Raw genomic sequence first — 23008 nt, 5'->3', positions numbered from 1 at the left:
ACGCTGTTTGAAATAGCCGCTCATTCTACCTGGAATCATCTTTTACGCCAAACCACTGATGATACCAGCGCGGCTTTATTTGCTCGCGCAGCCCCTGCATCTGCCAGCGGCCCTGGCTGACACGAATGCGAACCTGCCCCGAGCGTGCGGTATCTGCCCAGTGATAGCCCTGCTCCTGGTAACGCTTTACTACTGAGCGGGCGGGCATACGCCAGGCGTTATAGCGCGCCACAGAAGCCACCGCCGCTTCGCCCGCTATATGCCGGAGAAACAGGGGCGTAGAGGAGGTCCGGCTGCCGTGGTGCGGCACCTGAAGCAGTGTAGCCTGCAACTGACCCTTTTCCAGCGCTGCCAGTTTGCGTTCCCCCGCCTGCTCCAGATCGCCAGTCAGCAGCAAACTGACCTGGCCATCATCCACCCGCACCACGCACGAATCATTATTGTGCCCCGCTACCGGCAGTGCTGGCGGCCACAGGGCGGTAAAACGCAGCCGCCCCCACTGCCACTGCTGGCCACGCACACAAGGCAGATGGCCGGGTTCTCCCAGCGCGCTGCGGATCGCCAGCGCCGGGCGGGCACGTAGCAGCGCGTTCAGCCCGCCACGGTGATCGAGATGCCGGTGACTCAGTATGACGCCCTGCAGCGTGCGTCCGGTGTAGTTCAGCCAGGGCAAAATCGTGCGCTCGCCGGCATCGCCCTGCTGCCACGCCGGCCCGGTGTCATACAGTACCACCTCCCTTCCCTGCGTGATCGCAACCGCCAGACCATGACCAATATCGAGAAAATCGATTTGCCAGTCGCTCTGCTGCGCGTCAGTGCGTCCCAGCAGCAGTGCCAGCAGCAGGCTGGCGAAACGGACCGACGTACGGGCAATCAGCCCGCTGCGCCACAACAGCAATCCGCCCCAGACCACTATGACAGCGGGCAGCGTCTGATGCAGGCTCAGCCAGCCGGCGGGCAGCCACTGGAGCGCCTGCACCAGATAGTCCACTGAACGATCGGCTAACCACCACAGCGGCTGTGCCGCCTGTTGCAGTGGCACCAGCAGCGCCAGCAGCAGCAGCGGCACCGTAATAAATGAGATAACCGGCACGGCCAGCAGGTTGGCCAGCAGCGCAGTCAGGCTGATGCCCTGAAACAGAAAGATCTGCAGCGGCGCCATCAGAATCATCATGCCGAGCTGCAGGTGCAGTAGCTGCAGCGGCAGCCAGCGACGTTGCGTACGATAAGGATATGGCAGAGCAAACCAGCTGAACCAGATAATCAGCATCGCTACCGCCAGGGCCGAGAGCCAGAAGCTCTCCGACAGGACCGCCAGCGGATCAAACAGAAGCAGTGTGCCCACGCACAGCAGCCAGATTTGCCAGGCGCTGAGCTGCCAGCCCGCTGCGCGTATAGCGCTCCAGAGCGTCAGCGCGAGCATGGCCCGCTGCGCGGGCGCATGGCTGCCGGCGATCCAGCAGTAGAGAGCAGCGGTCAGCCAGCTGACGATCAGCGGAAACCGCCAGCTGATATAGCGGGCAGGTAACGCAAACTGTATCGCACGCGCCAGCAGCCAGCCACCAGTGGCCGCCAGCGCAATATGCATTCCGGAAATGGCCATCAGGTGCGCGGTGCCGGTATCGCGCAGAAGCTGTCGCAGCGACGCCAGCATCTGCGATCGATCGCCAAAAGCCAGCGCCTGCAGAATTGCCGGCTGCTTAAGCTTCGCGAGCGCGGCCTGATAGCGAGCCACCAGGGTTGCCCGCAGGCTGCAGCGTTCTGACATCTGCTGCTGATGCACGATACGCCCCTGCAGCGGCATATGATTTGCAACCCGCACGCGCTGCAGATCGTATCCGCCTTCATTCAGGCGACCATGTACTGCCCGCAGCCGCAGCCGCATGTGCCAGCGCTGCCCTGCGCACCAGTTTTCTGTGTTATTCACATTACTGATTTGTACAAACAGCGGCGGAAACTGCAGCCGCCCGTCAACGCGGATAAGCCTGACCAGCAGCAGGTTTTGCCGGGTGTCGACCGCGCTGACGCTGACCATGGCGTCGACCGGCCGTCGGGTGAGCAGCTCCATCGCATTCAGCAGGTTGCGCGCTTCACCCTGTGCCCAGCACGCCACCAGCAGCGCTATCCCTGCCAGCACGGCAGCTTTATGCGACCAATGCAGTAAAAAAATAGCGATGAGAGTCAGTACGGCCAGCGTGATGCCGGATGGGATCTGCGGCAGCAGCAGCAGAGGCAGGGTGGCAAGAATGGCGATACCTGCGCCAGTGGTCCATGTAATGTGCATATTTCTCTCCGTCAGACAGCGCCATTGTGCGGCAGCCAGTGAGAGAAAAAAGCTTACGTCAGATAGATTTGCGTCAGCGCGCCGGTACTTTTTCAGGTGCAGTGATAGGCATTACAGCGCGGCGGGATCGCGCTCGCAAATCACAGAGTGGCAGCAAAAAAAAACGACACCCGGAGGTGTCGCTTTATGGTTCGGTAACGGCTTAGCCGTAGATATTTGCACGGTCACGCAGTTCTTTGCCTGGTTTAAAGTGGGGAACGTATTTACCTTCCAGTTCCACTTTGTCACCCGTTTTCGGGTTACGACCAGTGCGCGGTGCGCGGTAGTGCAAAGAAAAGCTGCCGAATCCCCGGATTTCGATGCGCTCACCCTGTGCCAGCGTAGTGGCCATGTGCTCGAGCATCTCTTTGACCGCATCCTCAACGACTTTCGCCGGAATATGAGTATGCTGGCCAGCAAGTCTTTCAATCAGTTCTGACTTGGTCATGAATCCTCCGGTTAATCCCTGTTTGGAAAGGTATGACAGCTTTTACCGAAACCGGACGATATGACTATCGTCCGGTGCTTCGGGTCGATTACTCGCCTTTAGCCGCTTTGAACGCTTCAGCCATTGCGTTAGAGAAGTTGCTCTCATCCTGTTTAGTGTTAACAGTGTTGATAGCTTCTTTCTCATCAGCCTGGTCTTTTGCACGTACAGACAGGCTCACAACGCGGTTCTTACGGTCAACGCCGGTGAATTTAGCTTCAACGTCGTCGCCTACGCTCAGAACCTGAGTCGCGTCTTCAATGCGATCCAGTGAAGCTTCAGAAGCGCGCAGGTAACCCTCTACGCCATCAGCTAATTCTACTGTAGCACCTTTCGCGTCAACTGCAGTGACTTTACCCGTCACGATAGCGCCTTTCTTGTTCAGGGTGATGTAGTTGTTGAATGGATCTTCAGCCAACTGCTTCACGCCCAGAGAGATGCGCTCGCGCTCTGCATCAACCTGCAGTACAACGGCAGCGATTTCGTCGCCTTTCTTGTACTCGCGTACGGCTTCTTCGCCGGTTGCGTTCCAGGAGATGTCAGACAGGTGAACCAGACCGTCGATGCCACCGTCCAGGCCGATGAAGATACCGAAGTCAGTGATTGACTTGATTTTACCTTCAACGCGATCGCCTTTGTTGTGGGTCTCTGCGAACTGCTGCCATGGGTTAGATTTACACTGCTTCAGACCCAGGGAGATACGACGACGCTCTTCGTCGATGTCCAGAACCATAACTTCAACAACATCGCCCACGTTAACAACTTTAGATGGGTGAATGTTCTTGTTGGTCCAGTCCATTTCAGAAACGTGTACCAGACCTTCAACGCCCTCTTCGATTTCTACGAAGCAGCCGTAATCAGTCAGGTTGGTTACACGACCGGTCAGGCGGGTGCCTTCCGGATAGCGCTTAGCGATAGCAACCCATGGATCTTCGCCCAGCTGTTTCAGGCCCAGAGATACGCGGGTACGCTCGCGGTCGAACTTCAGCACTTTAACAGTGATTTCGTCGCCCACGTTGACAATTTCGCTTGGATGCTTAACGCGTTTCCATGCCATGTCGGTGATGTGCAGCAGGCCGTCAACGCCGCCCAGGTCAACGAATGCGCCGTAGTCAGTGAGGTTCTTAACGATACCTTTGACTTCCATGCCTTCCTGCAGGTTTTCCAGCAGCTGATCGCGCTCAGCGCTGTTTTCAGATTCGATAACGGCACGACGTGAAACCACGACGTTGTTACGTTTCTGATCAAGCTTGATTACTTTGAATTCAAGCTCTTTGCCTTCCAGATGCAGAGTATCGCGAACCGGACGCACGTCAACCAGTGAACCTGGCAGGAACGCACGAATACCGTTCAGCTCAACTGTGAAGCCACCTTTAACTTTGCCGTTGATAACACCGGTAACAGTTTCAGCGTCTTCGTAAGCTTTTTCCAGCGTGATCCAAGCTTCATGACGTTTAGCTTTCTCACGGGACAGCAGGGTTTCACCGAAGCCGTCTTCTACTGCGTCCAGAGCAACGTCAACTTCGTCGCCCACCTGGATTTCCAGTTCGCCAGCTGCGTTCTTGAACTGCTCTGCAGGAATTGCAGATTCAGATTTCAGACCCGCATCAACCAGCACGACGTCTTTGTCGATAGAGACAACAACGCCACGAACAATGGAACCCGGACGGGTTTCGATTTCTTTCAGGGACTCTTCAAAGAGTTGAGCAAAAGATTCAGTCATATTGATAATCTTAGGATTCTTCAATTTAACGTCCACCTGACGTCACTGTCGGATGGGGTTGTTTCACATGCCCTGCACCGGTTCCGTGGTACAGGGTTACAGCAATTCTGTCACCGAAAGATTATACACCCAGTTTCTGCCGGGCGTAATCAAGCGCCTGCTCAATCACCTGCTCAATTGACATGCTGGTTGAATCCAGCACCAGAGCATCAGCGGCAGGCACTAAAGGGGCGATAGCGCGATTACGATCGCGGTCGTCGCGTTCCTTTATCTCGGATAAAAGGCGCTCAAAGTTAACATCAATGCCGCTTTTCTGCAACTGCAGCATACGTCGCTGAGCACGTTCTTCCGGGCTGGCATCAAGGAAAATCTTCACTGGCGCATCGGGGAAAACCACCGTGCCCATATCACGCCCGTCGGCAATCAGGCCAGGTTCTTCACGGAAAGCGCGCTGGCGACGCAGCAGCGCTTCGCGCACGCGCGGAAAGGCTGCAACGCGTGAGGCGGTGTTGCTTACCTCCTGCGTGCGGATCGCGCTGGTCACATCCTCACCTTCCAGCACCACCTGCATCTCGCCGTCAGCCGAAAGAAAACGCACGTCAAGATGAGCGGCAATAGGTACCAGCGCCTCTTCAGATTCAATATCTACCTGGTGATGCAGCGCGGCGAGCGCCAGCACGCGGTAGATCGCGCCAGAATCGAGCAGGTGCCACTGCAATGACTCCGCCATCGCTTTGCATAATGTCCCTTTGCCTGCGCCGCTTGGGCCATCGATAGTAATTACCGGGGCGATTACCGTCATTGTTCTCTCCTGTTACAGCCTGCTTATTAACAGTCTCTTAGACTATCTGAATTGCGCAGTAGTATACGCTGCCTGCGGCCGGTTAGTTACCCCCGCACACCGACAGCGGTGACAGTTTGCGCTTTTTCAGATGAATTTCTGTGCAGAAAGACCAGCGGAGTACAAAGCGATCCGGCGCCAGCGCGCCGGATCGGGCTATCAGGAGGCGTGGCTGACTTTTGCCAGCTGCTGGAAATAGTCCGGAAACGTTTTGGCCGTGCAGCCGGGATCGAGAATTGTTACCGGCGTATCGGACAGCGCGACCAGCGAAAAGCACATCGCCATACGGTGATCGTTATAGGTGCCGATATCCGCATGCCGGAGCTGCGCAGGTGGTGTAATCCGGATAAAATCGTGGCCCTCTTCGACTTCTGCACCCACTTTACGCAGCTCAGTTGCCATCGCCGCCAGCCGATCGGTTTCTTTCACGCGCCAGTTGTAAATATTACGCATCAGCGTTGTGCCCTGCGCAAACAGCGCCGTCGTCGCGATAGTCATCGCAGCATCCGGAATGTGGTTCATATCCATGTCGATGGCGTTCAGTTCGCCACGCGTACAGGCGATATAGTCATCCCCCCACTCGATAACCGCACCCATGCTTTCCAGCACGTCAGCAAAGCGAATATCGCCCTGTACGCTGTTGCGGCCAATGCCGGTAACCCGAACGGTGCCGCCACGAATGGCTGCTGCGGCGAGAAAATAGGAGGCTGAAGAGGCGTCACCTTCCACCAGATAATCGCCCGGTGACTGGTACTGCTGCTGGCCTTTCACAATAAAGCGCTGATAATTCTGGTTTTCAACCTCTACGCCAAAGCAGCGCATCAGATGCAGCGTGATATCAATATACGGTTTAGAGACCAGCTCGCCTTTGATCGTGATACAGGTATCCTGCTGCGCCAGCGGTGCCGTCATCAGCAGCGCAGTCAGGAACTGGCTGGAGACGCTGCCGTCTACGCTGACGTCGCCGCCACTGAATCCACCGTTCAGGCGCAGCGGTGGGTAATCACTCTGTTCCAGATAATCAATTCTGGCACCGCCCTGACGTAGCGCATCGACCAGGTGACCGATAGGACGCTCTTTCATGCGCGGCTCACCGGTTAATACCACGTCGTGATCGCCCAGGCAGAGTGCAGCAGCCAGTGGACGCATAGCGGTACCCGCGTTGCCGAGAAACAGCTCCAGCGGCTGTTGCGCATGAAGGGCGCCACCGTTGCCTGTGACTTCGCATACGGTGCGGTCAGGAGAAAGCGTGTAGCTGACGCCCAGCGCCTGCAGCGCAGTAAGCATGTGCTTTACATCATCGCTATCCAGCAGGTTAGTCAGACGCGTTGTGCCGTTAGCCAGCGCGGCCAGCAGCAGTGCACGGTTTGAAACGCTTTTTGAACCCGGCAGGTTGACCGTGCCGTCGATGCGGGCAATCGGTTGAAGAGTGAGGGAGTCCTGCATGTGAAACGAAATCTCCAAAAATACGAAACCCCGTCTGGTGACGGGGCCTGATACCAGACAAGCTGGCGTGAAACACAGATTAGCCGTGGCGACGCTCGAACTCTGTCATAAATTCAGTCAGCGCCTTAACGCCTTCCAGCGGCATGGCATTGTAGATAGACGCGCGCATACCGCCTACGACACGATGGCCCTTCAGCGCATGCAGGCCTGCTTTCAGCGACTCTTCCAGGAACAGTGCATCAAGTGAGGCATCCGCCAGCTGGAACGGCACATTCATACGCGAGCGGTTTGCGCTGGCAACCTCATTACGATAAAAACTGCTGTTATCAATGGTGCCATAGAGCAGTTCAGCCTTTGCCTGATTCAGCTTATCCATCTCACCAATACCGCCCTGCTCCTTCAGCCATTTAAAGACCAGACCAGAAAGATACCAGGCGAAGGTGGGCGGCGTGTTAAACATTGAGTCGTTTTCTGCCAGCACGCTGTAGTCAAGAATGGAAGGAACATGGCGCTGTGCTTTGCCCAGTAGATCCTCACGTACCACCACCAGAGTCAGTCCTGCCGGACCAATATTTTTCTGCGCACCGGCATAAATTACGCCATAGCGGCTGACGTCGATCGGCCGGGAAAGAATGGTAGAAGAGAGATCGGCAACCACAATTTTGTCGCCAAAATCGGGCTCTTCATCAATCGCCAGACCATCAATGGTTTCGTTAGGGCAGAAATGCACGTAAGCAGCACTGTCGCTCAGCTGCCAGTCGCGCATCGGCAGCAGCGCGCGCTTGCCGTCCAGCGTGGTTTTGATGTCGATCGCGTTTGGCGTGCAATATTTTTCTGCTTCTTTAATTGCACTGTGTGCCCAGTAGCCGCCATCGATATAATCAGCAGTGGTCGCTTCACCCAGCAGGTTACCCGGGACAGCCGCAAACTGCGCGCGGGCGCCACCGTGACAGAATAAAACTTTGTAGTTGGCCGGGATTTTAAGCAGATCGCGAAAATCCTGTTCCGCTGCTTCCGCCACGGCCATAAACTCTTTACTGCGGTGGCTAATCTCCATCACTGACGTGCCTAAACCATGCCAGTTGGTCAGCTCCTGCTCTGCGCGACGAAGTACTTCCACCGGCAGCATTGCCGGGCCGGAGCTAAAATTGTAAACCTGCGTCATGTCCCCTCACCACTCTCAGCTTGAACGGTTATGAATCTCCCCCCGGTTTTATCATTGCCTCCGGGCGGCTGCAATCATTTATCCGGCCGCGATCACATTTCTGGCGCCCGCTCCGCCGCAGCTTATATTACAAATGTAACGCACTGCGGGATATTGTGAGGCGGGCTGCACCAGGCCTGCGCGGCAGCGGCCCGCTGCTGTCCGTACCGGCGTCATGCAGAGAGAAAATGCCGGCGATGATAGCGCCACTGCGGTAAAACCCGTATTATTGCGCGCTTTACGCCCACCTTATCGACTTGAGAGAGCGCCACTATGACGCAAACGTTTATTCCAGGAAAAGATGCTGCGCTGGAAGACTCCATCGCCCGTTTCCAGCAGAAGCTGCAGGATCTGGGTTTTAATATTGAAGAGGCTTCATGGCTGAATCCGGTTCCGCACGTCTGGTCCGTACATATTCGCGATCGCGATTGCCCGCTCTGCTTTACCAATGGCAAGGGCGCGAGTAAAAAAGCGGCGCTGGCTTCCGCGCTGGGTGAATATTTTGAGCGTCTCTCAACCAACTACTTTTTCGCAGACTTCTGGCTGGGCAAATCCATCGCGAATGGCGATTTTGTTCACTATCCCAATGAGAAGTGGTTTCCTCTGCCGGCTGATGAAAGCCTGCCTGAAGGCATTCTTGATGCGCGCCTGCGTAAGTTCTACGATCCGGACGACAGCCTGAGCGCCGCTGATTTAATCGATCTGCAGTCCGGTAATACAGAGCGCGGCATTTGCGGCCTGCCGTTTACGCGCCAGTCCGATCAGCAGACTGTTTATATCCCGATGAACATTATCGGCAACCTCTATGTCTCCAACGGCATGTCCGCAGGCAATACCGCTAATGAAGCGCGCGTACAGGGGCTGTCTGAGGTTTTTGAGCGTCATATTAAAAACCGTATTATCGCTGAATCTATCAGCCTGCCGGAAATTCCGGCTGAGGTGATGCAGCGTTATCCTGATGTCATTGAAGCTATCGGACGCCTGGAAGCGGAAGGCTTTCCTATCTTCGCTTATGACGCCTCTCTGGGTGGCAACTATCCGGTTATCTGCGTGGTGCTGTTCAATCCGGCCAATGGCACCTGCTTCGCCTCATTTGGTGCCCATCCTGACTTTGGCGTGGCGCTGGAGCGTACCGTTACCGAACTTCTGCAGGGTCGGGGTCTCAAGGATCTCGATGTCTTCACGCCACCGACTTTTGACGATGAAGAAGTGGCTGAACATGCCAACCTGGAGACGCACTTTATCGATTCCAGCGGCCTGATCTCCTGGGATATGTTTAAAGATGAGGCAGACTATCCGTTTGTGGACTGGAGCTTTGCCGGTACCACTCAGGAGGAGTTCGCTACGCTGATGGCGATCTTCGCTGCGGAAGATAAAGAAGTCTATATCGCAGATTACGAACATCTGGACGTGTATGCCTGCCGCATTATCGTACCGGGCATGTCTGATATCTATCCGGCTGAAGATCTGCTGCTGGCGAATAACAACATGGGTGCTTCACTGCGCGAAACCCTGCTGGCGCTGCCGGCCGGTGAGTGGCAGCCTGAGGAGTATCTGGCACTCATTGAACAGCTGGATGAAGAGGGTCATGACGACTTTACCCGCGTGCGTGAGCTGCTGGGCCTTGCCACCGGTAAAGATAATGGCTGGTACACGCTGCGTATTGGCGAGCTAAAAGCGATGCTGGCGCTGGCGGGAGGCGATCTCGATCAGGCGCTGATCTGGACGGAGTGGACCATGGAGTTCAACCAGTCTATTTTCAGCGCGGAGCGTGCTAATTACTACCGCTGCCTGCAGACGCTGCTGCTGCTGGCCATGGAAGACGAGCGTGAACCGGTGCAGTATCATCGTGCGTTTGTCCGCATGTATGGCCAGGCGGCAGTTGATGCCGCATCCGCTGCGCTGAGCGGTGAAGCGCCTTTTTATGGTCTGCAGGCCATTGATGAAGATCTCCATGCGCTGCCTGCCCATCAGGCGCTGCTGGCAGCCTATGAAAAACTGCAGGCGGCAAAACGTCGCTACTGGTCCGCTGCATAACCGCTGCGCCAGCGTGATTTGCTGACTCATCTGAAACCGGTATGGCCAGGCGGTCATACCGGTTTTTTTAACCGTATGAAATGCTGATTAAAATAATAATGTAAAGTTTAAAATTATTTTTTTATAATATATTCATTAGTTTAAATGATTTTAACGCTGCATTCCTTCTCCTCTTCCGCTCAAAGATGATCCATATCAATTCCGCTGCTCACCCGCTTTGTTAGCATCTCCTCAGACCTGTTACGGAGAGCGTAAGCGTGAAAGCTGACAACCCCTTTAATGCTTTACTGCCTGCGGCAATGGCTAAAGTTGCTGAAGAAGCGGGTGTCTATAAAGCGACTAAACATCCCCTGACAACCTTTTTCCTTGCCATTACCGCCGGCGTCTTTATCTCAATCGCATTTGTGTTCTATATCACTGCAACCACCGGCAGCGCGCCGCTGCCCTGGGGCATAGCCAGGCTGATCGGGGGCATCTGCTTTTCACTGGGTCTGATGCTGGTAGTGGTATGCGGGGCCGATCTTTTTACCTCAACGGTGCTCATCGTCGTGGCTAAAGCCAGCGGGCGTATCAGCTGGCTGCAGCTGGCCCGTCACTGGCTCAATGTCTACATCGGTAATCTGTGCGGCGCGCTCTTTTTCGTCATGCTGATCTGGCTGGCGGGTGAGCATATGGTTGCCGGGGGTGCCTGGGGTCTTAATCTGCTGCAAACCGCCGATCACAAGATGCATCACAGTTTTATACAGGCCGTTGCGCTGGGTACGCTGGCCAATCTGCTGGTCTGCCTGGCCGTCTGGATGAGCTATTCCGGCCGCAGCCTGACTGACAAGATGATTGCCATGATTCTGCCGGTGGCGATGTTTGTTGGCAGCGGCTTCGAGCACAGCATCGCCAACATGTTTCTGATCCCGATGGCCATCCTGATCCGCGATTTTGCCGCACCGGAATTCTGGCAGCTCACCGGCGCCACTGCCGCTCAGTTTCCGGCACTCAATCTCAGCGACTTCGTTTTCAACAATCTGATCCCGGTTACGCTCGGCAATATTATTGGCGGTGGTGTGCTGGTTGGATTGACTTACTGGGTTATTTATCTGCGCGGCTCCGCGCCGGCAGCGTGATTGCGGCCGGGGGCAGCGATGCGTCTGGCAAGAAAGTCTCCTTACATAAGGCAGGTATATCATGTCCGAACTGAATGAAAAAATGGCAGCAGCCTGGAAAGGATTTAAGGCCGGCGAGTGGAAAACCCGCGTCAACGTACGCGACTTTATCCAGCTGAACTATACGCCGTATGAAGGCGATGAAGCATTTCTCGCGGGTGCCACCCCCGCCACAACGGCACTGTGGAACCGCGTGCTGGAAGGGATCAAAATTGAAAACCGCACGCATGCACCGGTGGACTTTGATACCGATCTGGCTTCAACCATTACCTCGCACGACGCAGGTTATATCGATAAATCTCTGGAAACCATCGTTGGGCTGCAGACTGAAGCACCGCTGAAACGCGCCATTATTCCCTTTGGCGGCATCAAAATGGTGGAAGGCTCTTGTAAGGTCTACGGTCGCGAACTCGATCCGGCGCTGAAAAAAATCTTTACGGATTACCGTAAAACCCATAACCAGGGGGTATTTGATGTCTATACGCCCGATATTCTGCGCTGCCGTAAATCAGGCGTCCTGACCGGCCTGCCTGACGCCTACGGCCGTGGTCGTATCATCGGCGATTACCGTCGCGTTGCGCTCTACGGCATTGACTATCTGATGCAGGACAAAGTGGCGCAGTTCACATCGCTGCAGCACGATATGGAAAACGGCGTGGATCTGGAAGCCACTATTCGCCTGCGCGAGGAGATCGCTGAACAGCATCGCGCGCTGGGCCAGATCAAAGCGATGGCGGCAAAATATGGTTGTGATATCTCGCTGCCGGCTACCACCGCACAGGAAGCGGTACAGTGGACCTACTTTGGTTATCTGGCGGCAGTAAAATCGCAAAACGGTGCCGCCATGTCGTTTGGCCGCGTGTCTACTTTCCTCGATATCTATATTGAACGTGATATGCAGGCTGGCAGGCTCACCGAAGAGCAGGCGCAGGAGCTGATTGACCATCTGGTCATGAAGCTGCGCATGGTGCGTTTCCTGCGCACGCCGGAATATGATGAGCTCTTCTCAGGCGACCCTATCTGGGCGACCGAATCACTCGCCGGTATGGGCGTTGACGGGCGCACCCTGGTGACCAAAAATACGTTCCGCTTCCTGAATACGCTGTACACCATGGGTCCCTCCCCTGAACCCAACATGACCATTCTCTGGTCCGAGAAGCTGCCGCTCAACTTTAAGAAATATGCGGCTAAAGTCTCCATCGATACCTCGTCGCTGCAGTATGAAAATGACGATCTGATGCGTCCTGACTTTGATAATGACGACTACGCTATCGCCTGCTGCGTCAGCCCGATGATTGTCGGCAAGCAGATGCAGTTCTTTGGCGCACGCGCCAACCTGGCTAAAACGCTGCTGTACGCTATCAATGGCGGGGTTGATGAAAAACTCAAAATGCAGGTCGGACCGAAAGAAGCGCCGATTACTGATGAAGTACTCGACTTTGACACGGTCATGGCGCGTATGGATCACTTTATGGACTGGCTGGCGAAGCAGTATGTCACCGCGCTGAACATTATCCACTTCATGCATGATAAATACAGCTATGAAGCTGCGCTGATGGCGCTGCACGATCGCGACGTTTATCGCACCATGGCGTGTGGTATTGCCGGGCTATCAGTGGCAGCGGACTCCCTCTCCGCCATCAAATATGCACGGGTAAAACCGGTGCGTGATGCGGATGGGCTGGCCACCGACTTTGAGATTGAGGGCGACTATCCGCAATTTGGCAATAACGACCCGCGCGTAGACGATCTGGCCTGCGACCTGGTAGAGCGGTTTATGAAGAAAATTCAGCGGCTGCAGACCTATCGCAATGCCGTGCCAACCCAGTCCGTGCTGACCATTACCTCAAATGTGGTATACGGTAAAAAAACCGGTAATACCCCGGATGGCCGCCGCGCCGGTGCGCCGTTTGGTCCGGGGGCTAACCCGATGCACGGACGCGATCAAAAAGGTGCCGTGGCCTCGCTGACTTCGGTGGCTAAACTGCCGTTTGCCTATGCAAAAGATGGTATCTCCTACACCTTCTCTATCGTGCCCAACGCGCTCGGCAAAAATGATGAGGTACGAAAATCAAACCTGGCGGGCCTGATGGATGGCTATTTCCATCATGAAGCGGCGCTGGAAGGCGGTCAGCATCTGAATGTTAACGTCATGAATCGCGATATGCTGCTGGACGCAATGGCGCATCCGGAAAATTATCCGCAGCTCACCATACGCGTTTCAGGTTATGCGGTACGGTTTAACTCGCTGACCCGGGAGCAGCAGCAGGATGTGATTACCCGGACCTTCACTGCCTCACTCTGATGATAAACAGGGCTCCCTGACAGGAGCCCTGCTTCAGAGTCCGTTTTGCCAGCGTGCTGACGCGGGAACGCTGGCAAAACGGACTTCCCTGCTGAGCACAACAGAGATTGTGCTGCCTGAAACAGGCCAAACCGGAGAACCATCGCTATGTCTGCTGTCGGTCGCATTCACTCTATTGAATCCTGCGGGACCGTTGACGGTCCTGGCATCCGTTTTATCACCTTTTTTCAGGGCTGCCTGATGCGCTGCCTCTACTGCCATAATCGCGATACCTGGGATACTCACGCGGGTAAAACAGCGACGGTTGAAGAGCTGATGCGGGATGTGATCGCCTGTCGCTATTATATGAACGCGTCAGGCGGTGGTGTGACCGCCTCCGGCGGAGAAGCGATCCTGCAGGCTGAATTTGTGCGCGACTGGTTCCGCGCCTGTAAGCAGGCGGGCATTCACACCTGCCTTGATACCAACGGCTTTGTGCGGCGCTACGATCCGGTAATCGATGAGCTGCTGGAGGTCACCGACTTAGTGATGCTCGATCTGAAACAGATTAACGATGAGATCCATGAAATTCTGGTCGGCGTTTCCAATCACCGCACGCTCGATTTTGCCCGCTACCTGCAGAAGAAAAACAAACGCACCTGGATCCGCTACGTGGTTGTGCCGGGCTATTCAGATGATGACGACTCTGCACACCGCCTCGGCAGGTTTACCGCTGACATGCAGAATGTGGAAAAAATAGAGCTGCTTCCCTATCACGAGCTGGGCAAGCATAAATGGGAGGCTATGGGGGAAACGTACCAGCTGGCTGGCGTCAGGCCACCAGCCAGAGAGACGATGGAGCGGATTAAAGCGATTCTGGCAGGCTACGGGCACAGCGTGATGTACTAAGACCCGCGCGCGCGACCTGCTCTCTGATATTTACACCTGTCAGGCGTGCGCCACCGGCGTCGCATGATGATCGGCTTTGCGCAGCAGCATGACCAGATAGACCAGTGCCACCGCAGCGATCATCACAAACAGCAGCTGGTCAGAGTAACGCTGCATTAGCATTGAAGTCATTGCCGGCCCCACCAGGCTGCCCACGGTATAGCTGAACAGCAGCGCCTGATTCATCGCCACCAGCTCATGGTGCGCAACGGTTTCACAGGCCCATGACATGGCAACCGGATAGAGCGTAAAGCCTGCCAGCCCCAGCACAAACAGCGCCGGCGCCATCGCCGTATCGCCCAGCATCGCCACGGCGCCGAGGATCACGACAAACACCTGCACGCGCAGGACCATCAGGCGTCCAAAGCGATCGGCCAGACGCCCGACGGGCCACTGTCCGATAATACCGGAGCTCACAAGCAGCGCCATCCAGTAGCCTACTGAGGCGTCACTCATACCGCGATGCGACAGATAGAGCGGCATCAGTCCATAGAGCGAGCCCAGCACAATGCCGGAGATGATGCAGCCATTGATGCCCAGACGTGAACTGCGGCGGCGCAGCATGCTCCAGATACGCGTAGTGGACGCCTCTTCGCTCTCTCCGGCCGTGCTCACCTGCACAAAAAGCAGTGGCAGCATAGCGCAGACAATCAGTGCCGTGACCCAGGGGATCACGTGCAGCAGTTCAGTGGACACGCTGCTGACCAGCAGCTGCCCGGCTACCGTACCGAGATAATAGACAATCATATAGGCAGCCAGCAGCTGACCGCGGTTACGCACCGTACCGCTGCAGAGCAGAGCGCTTTCAACCACTACCCAGATCAGCGCGCAGCCCACGCCGGCGCTGAAGCGCAGCAGCGTCCAGCTGGAGAAGCCTTCCAGCAGCACCATTCCCATCGTCGACAGGGCAAACAGCACGCTGGCGAAATAGAAGCAGCGATTAAAGCCGTAGCGCGCAATCAGCCAGCCAGCCAGCAGCGTACCCGCCAGATTCCCGGTGTAATAGGCGGAACTCGCCATCCCTACCTGCCAGGTAGGCAGCTGCTCATGGGCAAGCCAGAGCGGCACCAGCGTATTAAGCACAGCGATAGAAACCGTCATCAGCATTAAGCCGCAGAGCAGCAGCAGGACGGGGCGCGACCAGGTAAGCATAAGGATAAAACCAATGGAAAGAAGCGAGAATTGCGCGCAGTTTGCCACTGGAAAATGGAAAGTCAACGAACAGAAAAACAGCACCGCACAATTTGCTGCTGAACAATTTATTTTTTTTATCTTCAGGAGGTTAGAAGCATCATCGCCAGAGCGGAATTAAAATCTATCGCTATGAATTTACAGATTTTTAGCGCTTAACTGCTATTCCTCTTCGATAACGTTTATTTGTGATAGCTTTGCAGCAAAATCGGATTGCTGTGAACGGCATCGCCCATAAAAAACCCGGCCAGTGCCGGGTTCTTTTTATCAGCGGGCAATCAGCCGATATACTCCAGACCGCCCATATAAGGACGCAGTACGTCCGGTACGGCAATGCGGCCGTCAGCCTGCTGATAGTTTTCCAGAACCGCAACCAGCGTACGCCCCACCGCCAGACCCGATCCGTTCAGCGTGTGCAGCAGACGCGGCTTTTTATCGCTCTTGCTGCGGCAGCGTGCCTGCATACGACGCGCCTGGAAATCCCACATGTTGGAGCAGGAAGAGATTTCACGATAGGTATCCTGCGCCGGCAGCCAGACTTCGAGATCGTAGGTTTTAACCGCGCCAAAGCCCATATCGCCGGTGCAGAGCAGCACTTTACGGTATGGCAGATTAAGCAGCTGCAGCACTTTCTCCGCATGACCGGTCAGCGCTTCCAGCGCATCCATAGAGGTTTCCGGCGCCACAATCTGCACCATTTCCACTTTATCAAACTGGTGCATACGGATCAGCCCGCGCGTGTCGCGACCGTATGAACCCGCTTCAGAGCGGAAACAGGGCGTGTGTGCGGTCAGCCTGATCGGCAAACTCTCTTCTTCAACGATTTCATCACGCACCAGGTTGGTCAGCGGCACTTCCGCGGTAGGGATCAGCGCATAGTTGCTGCTACCCGCTTCTTCACCCAGCGGTTTGGTGTGAAACAGATCTTCGCCAAATTTTGGCAGCTGCCCGGTGCCATACAGCGTATCGTGGTTAACCAGATACGGCACATAGGTTTCCAGGTAGCCATGTTCCTGCGTGTGAAGATCGATCATAAACTGGCTCAGAGCGCGATGCAGACGCGCAATCTGGCCCTGCATGACGATAAAGCGAGAGCCGGTCAGTTTAACAGCGGCGGCAAAATCGAGCCCCCTGACAGATTCACCCAGCTCTACGTGATCTTTTACCGGGAAATCAAACTGGCGCGGCTCGCCCCAGCGGCTGATTTCCAGATTCTCACTGTCATCTTTACCCAGAGGAACGTCATCAGCTGGCAGATTGGGCAGCGCCAGCGCAAAATCGCGGATCTCATTTTGCAGCACATCCAGTTCCGCTTTTGCCGCATCCAGACGTTCACCCAGCGTATTCACTTCCTGACGCAGCGGCTCGATATCTTCCCCACGGGCTTTTGCCTGGCCGATGGATTTGGATCGGGCATTACGCTCAGCCTGCAGATTTTCGGTTTCGACCTGCAGTACTTTGCGGCGCTCTTCTAAGGAGCGCAGCGTATCCACATCCAGTTTAAATCCCCGGCGTGCCAGTTTTTCTGCGACTGCGTCTGGCTCGTTACGCAGCAGATTGGGATCGAGCATGCTTATCCTGTGTAATAAAAGGTTGATTGAAAAATGAGGGGTTGCATCCCACTGGAATGCAATGAATTCCTTACTCACCTTACCGTAACGCGTTTATCAGCGGTAGCGTTTTATCGGGCTATTTTCATCCTGCTCAGCCAGCCAGGCGAGTTTTTCACCGATCTTTCCTTCCAGTCCGCGCGGCACAGGATGGTAATAGCGGACATCGCGCATTTCCGGCGGGAAAAAGACTTCGCCAGCCGCATAGGCGTTGGGTTCATCATGCGCATAGCGATAGCTTTTACCCAGCCCCATCTCTTTCATCAGCTTTGTCGGCGCATTACGCAGATGATCCGGCACATCGTAATCAGGATGCTCGCGCGCATCGCGCAGCGCCGCTTTGAAAGCCGTGTACACTGCGTTGCTTTTCGGCGCACATGCCAGATAGACAATCGCCTGCGCAATCGCACGCTCGCCTTCTGCCGGCCCGACGCGCGTAAAGCAGTCCCAGGCTGAAATGGCTACCTGCATGGCGCGCGGATCGGCATTTCCGACATCTTCCGAGGCGATAGCCAGCAGACGCCGTGCGACATAGAGCGGATCCCCGCCGGCGGTAATAATCCGGGCGTACCAGTAGAGCGCCGCGTCGGGCGCAGAGCCGCGCACCGATTTGTGCAGCGCCGAGATGAGATCGTAAAAGCGATCGCCCTGGTTATCAAAGCGCGCCGCACGCTCGCCAGCCACTTCGGTCAGCAGCTGCGGCGTCAGCTCCCGCTTGCCCTGCGCGCTGACATCTGCCATATCCGCCATCATTTCCAGCATATTCAGCGCACGGCGCGCGTCACCGCTTACCAGTTCGGCAATCATCCGGCGCGTGGCGTCAGGCAGCATGATATCACTGTCACCATAGCCGCGAGTGCTGTCTTCCATCGCCTGCGTCAGCACCTGCTCAATCTCCTCTGTCGTCAGTGATTTGAGCAGATAGACGCGCGCACGCGACAGCAGCGCAGAGTTGAGTTCAAACGAAGGGTTTTCCGTGGTAGCACCGATAAATGTGATGGTGCCATCTTCGATATGTGGCAGAAAGGCATCCTGCTGGCTTTTATTGAAGCGATGGACCTCATCCACAAACAGGATAGTGCGGCGGCCGGCGTGGCGGTTTTGCCGGGCGCGCTCAATTGCCTCACGAATATCTTTTACGCCTGACGTGACCGCTGAGATGCGTTCCACATCAGCATTACCGTAGTGCGCGATGATCTCTGCCAGCGTGGTCTTGCCGGTGCCCGGCGGTCCCCACAGAATCATCGAGTGCAGCTGCCCGGCTTCAATCGCCCGCGGCAGCGGTTTGCCAGGGGCCAGCAGATGCTGCTGGCCGATATACTCCTGAAGCGTCGTAGGCCGCATTCTGGCGGCCAGCGGTTTAAACGCATTTGAAGGGGCAAAATCCAGAGAGAGATTACTCAACTCAACCTCACTGACGCTGGTCGTCTACCGTTACCCCTTTTGGTGGCGTAAAGGTAAATTTATCGGGACTGATAGCACCATTTTTCTGGCTCTTCAGCTGGTAGCTGCTGCGCTGGCCATCCTGCTCAACCGCGCTGAACTGATTGATAGTGCCCGATGACGATACGTTGATGGTGAACTGTTTCAGGTTGCCGTCGCTGTTTTTTGGCGTCAGCTCAAAGCTGTCACCCTGCTGTTTGATGTTGTACTGCTTCCAGTCGCTGGGCTGATTGCGGGCAATAAGCATAAATGGCGTATTGCTGGTGGCATTCTGCAGCAGGCTCACGCTGGCCTGTTCAACAAACGGATTGTAGAACCACAGGTTTTTACCGTCGGAGACAATAACGCTCTCATCCGGCGCCGTCATGTGCCAGTTAAACAGGCTGGGACGCTTAACCCACAGCTCGCCTTCACCATCCTGCACATTGGCACCGCTGCCGTCGGTGACTTTCTGGCTAAAGCTGGCATGGAAACTGTTTACTTTGTTCAGGCGCTGCTGCAGGTCGCCGGAGGCATCCGCCAGCGCTGATGCTGAAACAAAACCGGCCAGCAGGCCACAGGCAATAACGCGTAATTTCATCTGATTCGATTCCTTATTCACTGTTCCTGATACTCACTGCTATTAAACGTAGTTGCCGTATTGTCTCTTCGACAGAAGAAAAAGCCGAAAGGTCCCAAAGATATGGGGATTGCGCAACAGATAAACAATGGGCCAGTTGTTAACTGGCCCATCAGGAAAGTTGTGCTGTCAGCCGGCGTTACATTTCATGTGGCGGCGGCGAAAGCACCTCGCGGTTACCGTTATGGCCCGGCTCAGAAACAATCCCCTGCGCTTCCATCTGCTCAATGATACGTGCCGCACGGTTATAGCCGATACGGAACTGACGCTGTACACCAGAGATAGAGGCGCGACGTTTCTCAACCACAAAGGAGACGGCCTGATCGAATAGCGGATCGAGCTCTTCATCACCATCCATCCCGCCTGCGCCGCCTTCGCTCTCCTCGCCCGCGGTGATGCTGTCGATATACTGCGGGCGTCCGCGCGCTTTCCAGTCCTGCACGACAGCATGAACTTCCTGATCGCGCACGAATGCGCCGTGCACGCGTACCGGCATTGAGGAGTTAGGTGGCATATAGAGCATATCACCCATTCCCAGCAGCGATTCTGCGCCGCCCTGATCGAGGATGGTACGCGAGTCAATCTTACTTGATACCGTAAAAGCGATACGCGTAGGAATGTTGGCTTTAATCAGACCGGTAATCACGTCAACCGACGGACGCTGGGTTGCCAGCACCAGGTGAATACCGGCAGCACGCGCTTTCTGCGCCAGACGCGCTATCAGCTCTTCTACCTTTTTACCCACCGCCATCATCAGGTCGGCAAACTCATCCACCAGCACAACGATATAGGGCAGCTTCTCCAGTACGGGCGGCGTCATGTCCATGCTGTCACCCGGCTTCCAGAACGGATCGGGAATCGGACGGCCCATCGCCGCAGCCTGCTCAATTTTTTCGTTATAACCGGCGAGGTTACGTACGCCCAGCGCAGACATCAGTTTGTAGCGACGCTCCATCTCCACCACGCTCCAGCGCAGCGCGTTAGCAGCGTCTTTCATGTCGGTGACCACCTCGGTAAGCAGGTGCGGGATCCCTTCATAAACTGACAGCTCAAGCATTTTCGGGTCGATCATGATAAAGCGCACCTCTTCCGGGGTCGCTTTATAGAGCATACTGATGATCATGGTATTAACGCCAACCGACTTACCGGAACCGGTGGTACCGGCAACCAGCAGGTGTGGCATTTTTGCCAGATCGGCGACAACAGGCTGTCCGGAGATATCTTTACCCAGCACCACTGACAAAGGAGAAGGATTATCGCGGAACTTATCGCAATCCAGCACTTCACGCAGATAGACCGTCTGACGATGTTTGTTCGGCAGCTCAAGTCCAACGTAAGGTTTACCGGGGATCACCTCTACCACACGCACTGCCACGGCTGACAGTGAACGCGCCAGATCGCGGGAAAGGTTTGAGATCCTCGCCGCTTTAACGCCCGGCGCCAGATCGAGCTCAAAGCGGGTGATCACCGGACCCGGAGAGATCCCTACCACTTCCGCTTTTACCCGGTAGTCAGCCAGACGCGCTTCAACCAGGCGCGCCGTCTGTTCCAGAGCAAACATATCCACCGGCTCTTCTTCTTCCGGAGGAGCCGTCAGCAGCTCAAGTACCGGAAGCGGCGTGGAAGGTTTTTCCAGCGGTCGTTCATGACGCACCAGGAAAGGGTGAAACAGACTATCCTGCGCCGGTACGGCCGGTGCTGCGGCAGGCTCTGCTGCCGGTGCGGCTTGCTGCTGCCACTCTACGGCTGGTTCGGCTGCCGGTGCGGCTGGCTGCTGCCACTGCGCGGCTGGTGCTGCTGCCGGTGCGGCTGGTTCGGCTGCCGGTGCGGCTGGCTGCTGCCACTGCGCGGCTGGTTCGGTTGCCGGTGCGGCTGGCTGCTGCCACTGCGCGGCTGGTTCGGTTGCCGGTGCGGCTGGCTGCTGCCACTGCGCGGCTGGTTCGGCTGCCGGTGAAGCTGACTGCTGCCACTGCGCTTCAGGCTCCGGCGTTGCCGCAATAGTAAACAGCGGTTCACTCGGCGTATCATCAACCAGATCTTTCATCGGCGAGAAGTCAAAAGCAGCCGAGGTATCCAGATTAAACACCGGCGCTTTTTCTTCCTGCGGTGCGCTGTAACGCTGCTGCTGCTGCGCCGCAAACTGGCTCGCCAGCTGCGCCTGATGCTGCGCCTCCTGATCGTCCTCTTCAGTATGCGACTCCCAGCTTTCACCATAGCGCTGCTGCTGCTGTGACTGAAATGCATCACGCAGCTGCGCTTCCTGAAGCGTAGCCTCTTCCTCATACTGTGGCTGATGCAGCGTGGCGCTCACGTCGGGCTGTTGCTGCTCTGCTTCTTCGCGCGCTTTCTCCTCTGCCATACGCTGTGAAGGCAGTTTGATGCCATAAGAGGCGAGTTCACGTCGGGTCGGCAGTTTAACTTTGTTAGGTCGCGGCAGCTCCGGACCAATCCCCTGTTTTACCTGCGGGTTACGATCGCGCTCAGGCACAATGTCAAAAACAGGCGACAGCGACTCTTCCGCACGCTGTACGGCCGCGGTGGCAGCACCTGTGGCCGCGGCGGCCGTGAATGCAGGGGCGGCAGCAGAGAAGCGATCGGCACTTTGCCAGTCGCCCATGCGCGGGCCATCTTCATCCGGTGCAGCAGGCGACGCGACAGGCTCTGCCGGCAGTTCAAAATGATAAAGCGGTGGCGTCTGCGGTGCTGGCGTGGCGGTCACAACCGGTTGAGATGTGACCGGTTGCGGCACGGCAGCCTGCGTAACTGCTGGCTCCGCCGTCGGTGCAGGTTCTGCTACGGCAGCCGAAGCGGGCGGTGCCTGACGGGCAGCTTCACTGACCGCAGAAAGCGCCGCAGCGGTTGCGCTGGACGCTTTAGCCAGCAGCGGTTCGCTGGCCAGCTCAGCAGAGAGTGCAGGCGCTCGCGGCGCAGCCAGCAAAACATCCTCTTCGTCAGCAGCCTGAGACGCCACAACCGGGCGCAATGGGATATCCGCTTCCTCTTCATACTCATCCTCTTCCCAGCGATCGTCATGACGAGAGCGGTTGCTGGCAAAAGTCAGCACGCCCATCACTACGCTCCCGATTTTTTCAGCGATAGCGAGCCATGACCAGCCGGTATAGAGCGTGATGCCTGCGGCCCAGATACAGAGCAGCGTCAGCGTGCCGGTTGCACCATGCAGCCACGGCGCCATGGCATTGCTGACCAGACTGCCAATCACCCCGCCTGAGGCAAAGTACCAGATATCATCCACGTTCAGCGCAGCCAGTCCGCAGGTGGTCACCACCAGTGCCAGCACGCCTATCAGGCGCAATCCAACGGCAAAATAGTCGATATAATCCTGCCGATCGCGCTGACGGAAAGTGATCCAGCACAGCCCCAGGATAACGGGTGGAATGGCATAGGCCATCACGCCAAAGATAAACAGCAAAGTATCTGCCAGCCAGGCACCTGGACTACCCCCGATATTGTGGATAGGTTCATGCCATGCGGTCTGGGACCAGCTGGGATCGGAAGGGTTAAAACTGACCAGTGACACCATCAGATAGATGGCGAACAAGGCTACAAGGATGAGCAACGCCTCGAGCAGACGACGTCCACTGCTCAGCGGTTGTAACGAAACATCTTTATCTTCTGTGTATTCCTGGCTCAAGAGAACTCTCCAGGTGCCTGTAAAATAAGAAGGCAACAGCGCC

General features: G+C 56.1%; 16 protein-coding genes. 5 read left to right on the top strand and 11 right to left on the bottom strand.

All coding sequences use genetic code 11. The features are described from left to right. Nucleotides 1-25: 25 nt before the first annotated feature. The 6 genes from F3J39_RS02320 to serC all read right to left on the bottom strand — a co-directional run bounded on the left by F3J39_RS02320 (nucleotide 26) and on the right by serC (nucleotide 7985). Nucleotides 26-2284 (bottom strand): DNA internalization-related competence protein ComEC/Rec2, encoded by a 2259-nt coding sequence (locus F3J39_RS02320; protein ID WP_166713797.1) that lies wholly within the window; start codon nucleotides 2282-2284, stop codon nucleotides 26-28. Between the two features lie 202 nt (nucleotides 2285-2486). Next, the gene (gene ihfB, locus F3J39_RS02315; RefSeq protein WP_010618275.1) at nucleotides 2487-2771 is read right to left on the bottom strand and encodes an integration host factor subunit beta; all 285 of its coding nucleotides are present in this window, start codon (nucleotides 2769-2771) and stop codon (nucleotides 2487-2489) included. Between the two features lie 88 nt (nucleotides 2772-2859). Continuing rightward, nucleotides 2860-4533: a 30S ribosomal protein S1 gene (gene rpsA, locus F3J39_RS02310; RefSeq protein ID WP_052246478.1), complete on the bottom strand. Its 1674-nt coding sequence runs from the start codon at nucleotides 4531-4533 to the stop codon at nucleotides 2860-2862. A gap of 121 nt (nucleotides 4534-4654) precedes the next feature. Further along, nucleotides 4655-5335: a (d)CMP kinase gene (cmk, locus tag F3J39_RS02305; protein WP_071668700.1), complete on the bottom strand. Its 681-nt coding sequence runs from the start codon at nucleotides 5333-5335 to the stop codon at nucleotides 4655-4657. Nucleotides 5336-5533: 198 nt separating this feature from the next. Then, the gene (aroA, locus tag F3J39_RS02300) at nucleotides 5534-6820 is read right to left on the bottom strand and encodes a 3-phosphoshikimate 1-carboxyvinyltransferase (protein WP_094111481.1); all 1287 of its coding nucleotides are present in this window, start codon (nucleotides 6818-6820) and stop codon (nucleotides 5534-5536) included. 79 nt (nucleotides 6821-6899) lie between these two features. Further along, complete coding sequence (gene serC, locus F3J39_RS02295) at nucleotides 6900-7985, bottom strand: 3-phosphoserine/phosphohydroxythreonine transaminase (RefSeq protein ID WP_039383552.1); 1086 nt, start codon at nucleotides 7983-7985, stop codon at nucleotides 6900-6902. 312 nt (nucleotides 7986-8297) lie between these two features. Here serC and ycaO point away from each other — a divergent pair, with 312 nt between their 5' ends. From ycaO to pflA, 4 genes are all read left to right on the top strand, one after another. Then, entirely contained in the window at nucleotides 8298-10061 is a 1764-nt protein-coding gene (ycaO, locus tag F3J39_RS02290; RefSeq protein ID WP_166713796.1) for a 30S ribosomal protein S12 methylthiotransferase accessory factor YcaO, read from the top strand. Nucleotides 10062-10318: 257 nt separating this feature from the next. Then, nucleotides 10319-11179, top strand: a complete 861-nt coding sequence (focA, locus tag F3J39_RS02285; protein ID WP_039383550.1) for a formate transporter FocA — start codon at nucleotides 10319-10321, stop codon at nucleotides 11177-11179. Nucleotides 11180-11240: 61 nt separating this feature from the next. Further along, a complete protein-coding gene (gene pflB / locus F3J39_RS02280; RefSeq protein ID WP_104084726.1) occupies nucleotides 11241-13523 on the top strand; it encodes a formate C-acetyltransferase in 2283 nt (760 codons plus the stop codon). 147 nt (nucleotides 13524-13670) lie between these two features. After that, complete coding sequence (gene pflA, locus F3J39_RS02275) at nucleotides 13671-14411, top strand: pyruvate formate lyase 1-activating protein (protein WP_166713795.1); 741 nt, start codon at nucleotides 13671-13673, stop codon at nucleotides 14409-14411. Between the two features lie 39 nt (nucleotides 14412-14450). Here pflA and F3J39_RS02270 read toward each other — a convergent pair whose 3' ends face one another. Next, entirely contained in the window at nucleotides 14451-15602 is a 1152-nt protein-coding gene (locus F3J39_RS02270; RefSeq protein WP_108569199.1) for an MFS transporter, read from the bottom strand. A 13-nt stretch (nucleotides 15603-15615) separates the two neighbouring features. Between F3J39_RS02270 and F3J39_RS02265 the strand changes: the two genes are divergently transcribed. Beyond that, nucleotides 15616-15762, top strand: a complete 147-nt coding sequence (locus tag F3J39_RS02265) for a hypothetical protein (RefSeq protein WP_158530719.1) — start codon at nucleotides 15616-15618, stop codon at nucleotides 15760-15762. A gap of 157 nt (nucleotides 15763-15919) precedes the next feature. On the opposite strand, the gene serS is transcribed toward F3J39_RS02265, so the two are convergent. From serS to F3J39_RS02245, 4 genes are all read right to left on the bottom strand, one after another. Beyond that, nucleotides 15920-17212: a serine--tRNA ligase gene (gene serS / locus F3J39_RS02260; RefSeq protein WP_145339167.1), complete on the bottom strand. Its 1293-nt coding sequence runs from the start codon at nucleotides 17210-17212 to the stop codon at nucleotides 15920-15922. 96 nt (nucleotides 17213-17308) lie between these two features. Continuing rightward, the gene (locus F3J39_RS02255) at nucleotides 17309-18655 is read right to left on the bottom strand and encodes a replication-associated recombination protein A (RefSeq protein WP_166713794.1); all 1347 of its coding nucleotides are present in this window, start codon (nucleotides 18653-18655) and stop codon (nucleotides 17309-17311) included. A 7-nt stretch (nucleotides 18656-18662) separates the two neighbouring features. Further along, nucleotides 18663-19274 (bottom strand): outer membrane lipoprotein chaperone LolA, encoded by a 612-nt coding sequence (gene lolA / locus F3J39_RS02250; RefSeq protein ID WP_039383538.1) that lies wholly within the window; start codon nucleotides 19272-19274, stop codon nucleotides 18663-18665. A 178-nt stretch (nucleotides 19275-19452) separates the two neighbouring features. After that, nucleotides 19453-22965 (bottom strand): DNA translocase FtsK 4TM domain-containing protein, encoded by a 3513-nt coding sequence (locus tag F3J39_RS02245; protein ID WP_166713793.1) that lies wholly within the window; start codon nucleotides 22963-22965, stop codon nucleotides 19453-19455. Between the last annotated feature and the right edge of the window lie 43 nt (nucleotides 22966-23008).

It is taken from the genome of Pantoea sp. Acro-807, assembly GCF_011752675.1.
GTDB lineage: Bacteria > Pseudomonadota > Gammaproteobacteria > Enterobacterales > Enterobacteriaceae > Pantoea > Pantoea eucrina.
Note: the sequence above shows the minus strand (reverse complement) of the source record. Positions and strands in the feature narration are given on the sequence as shown.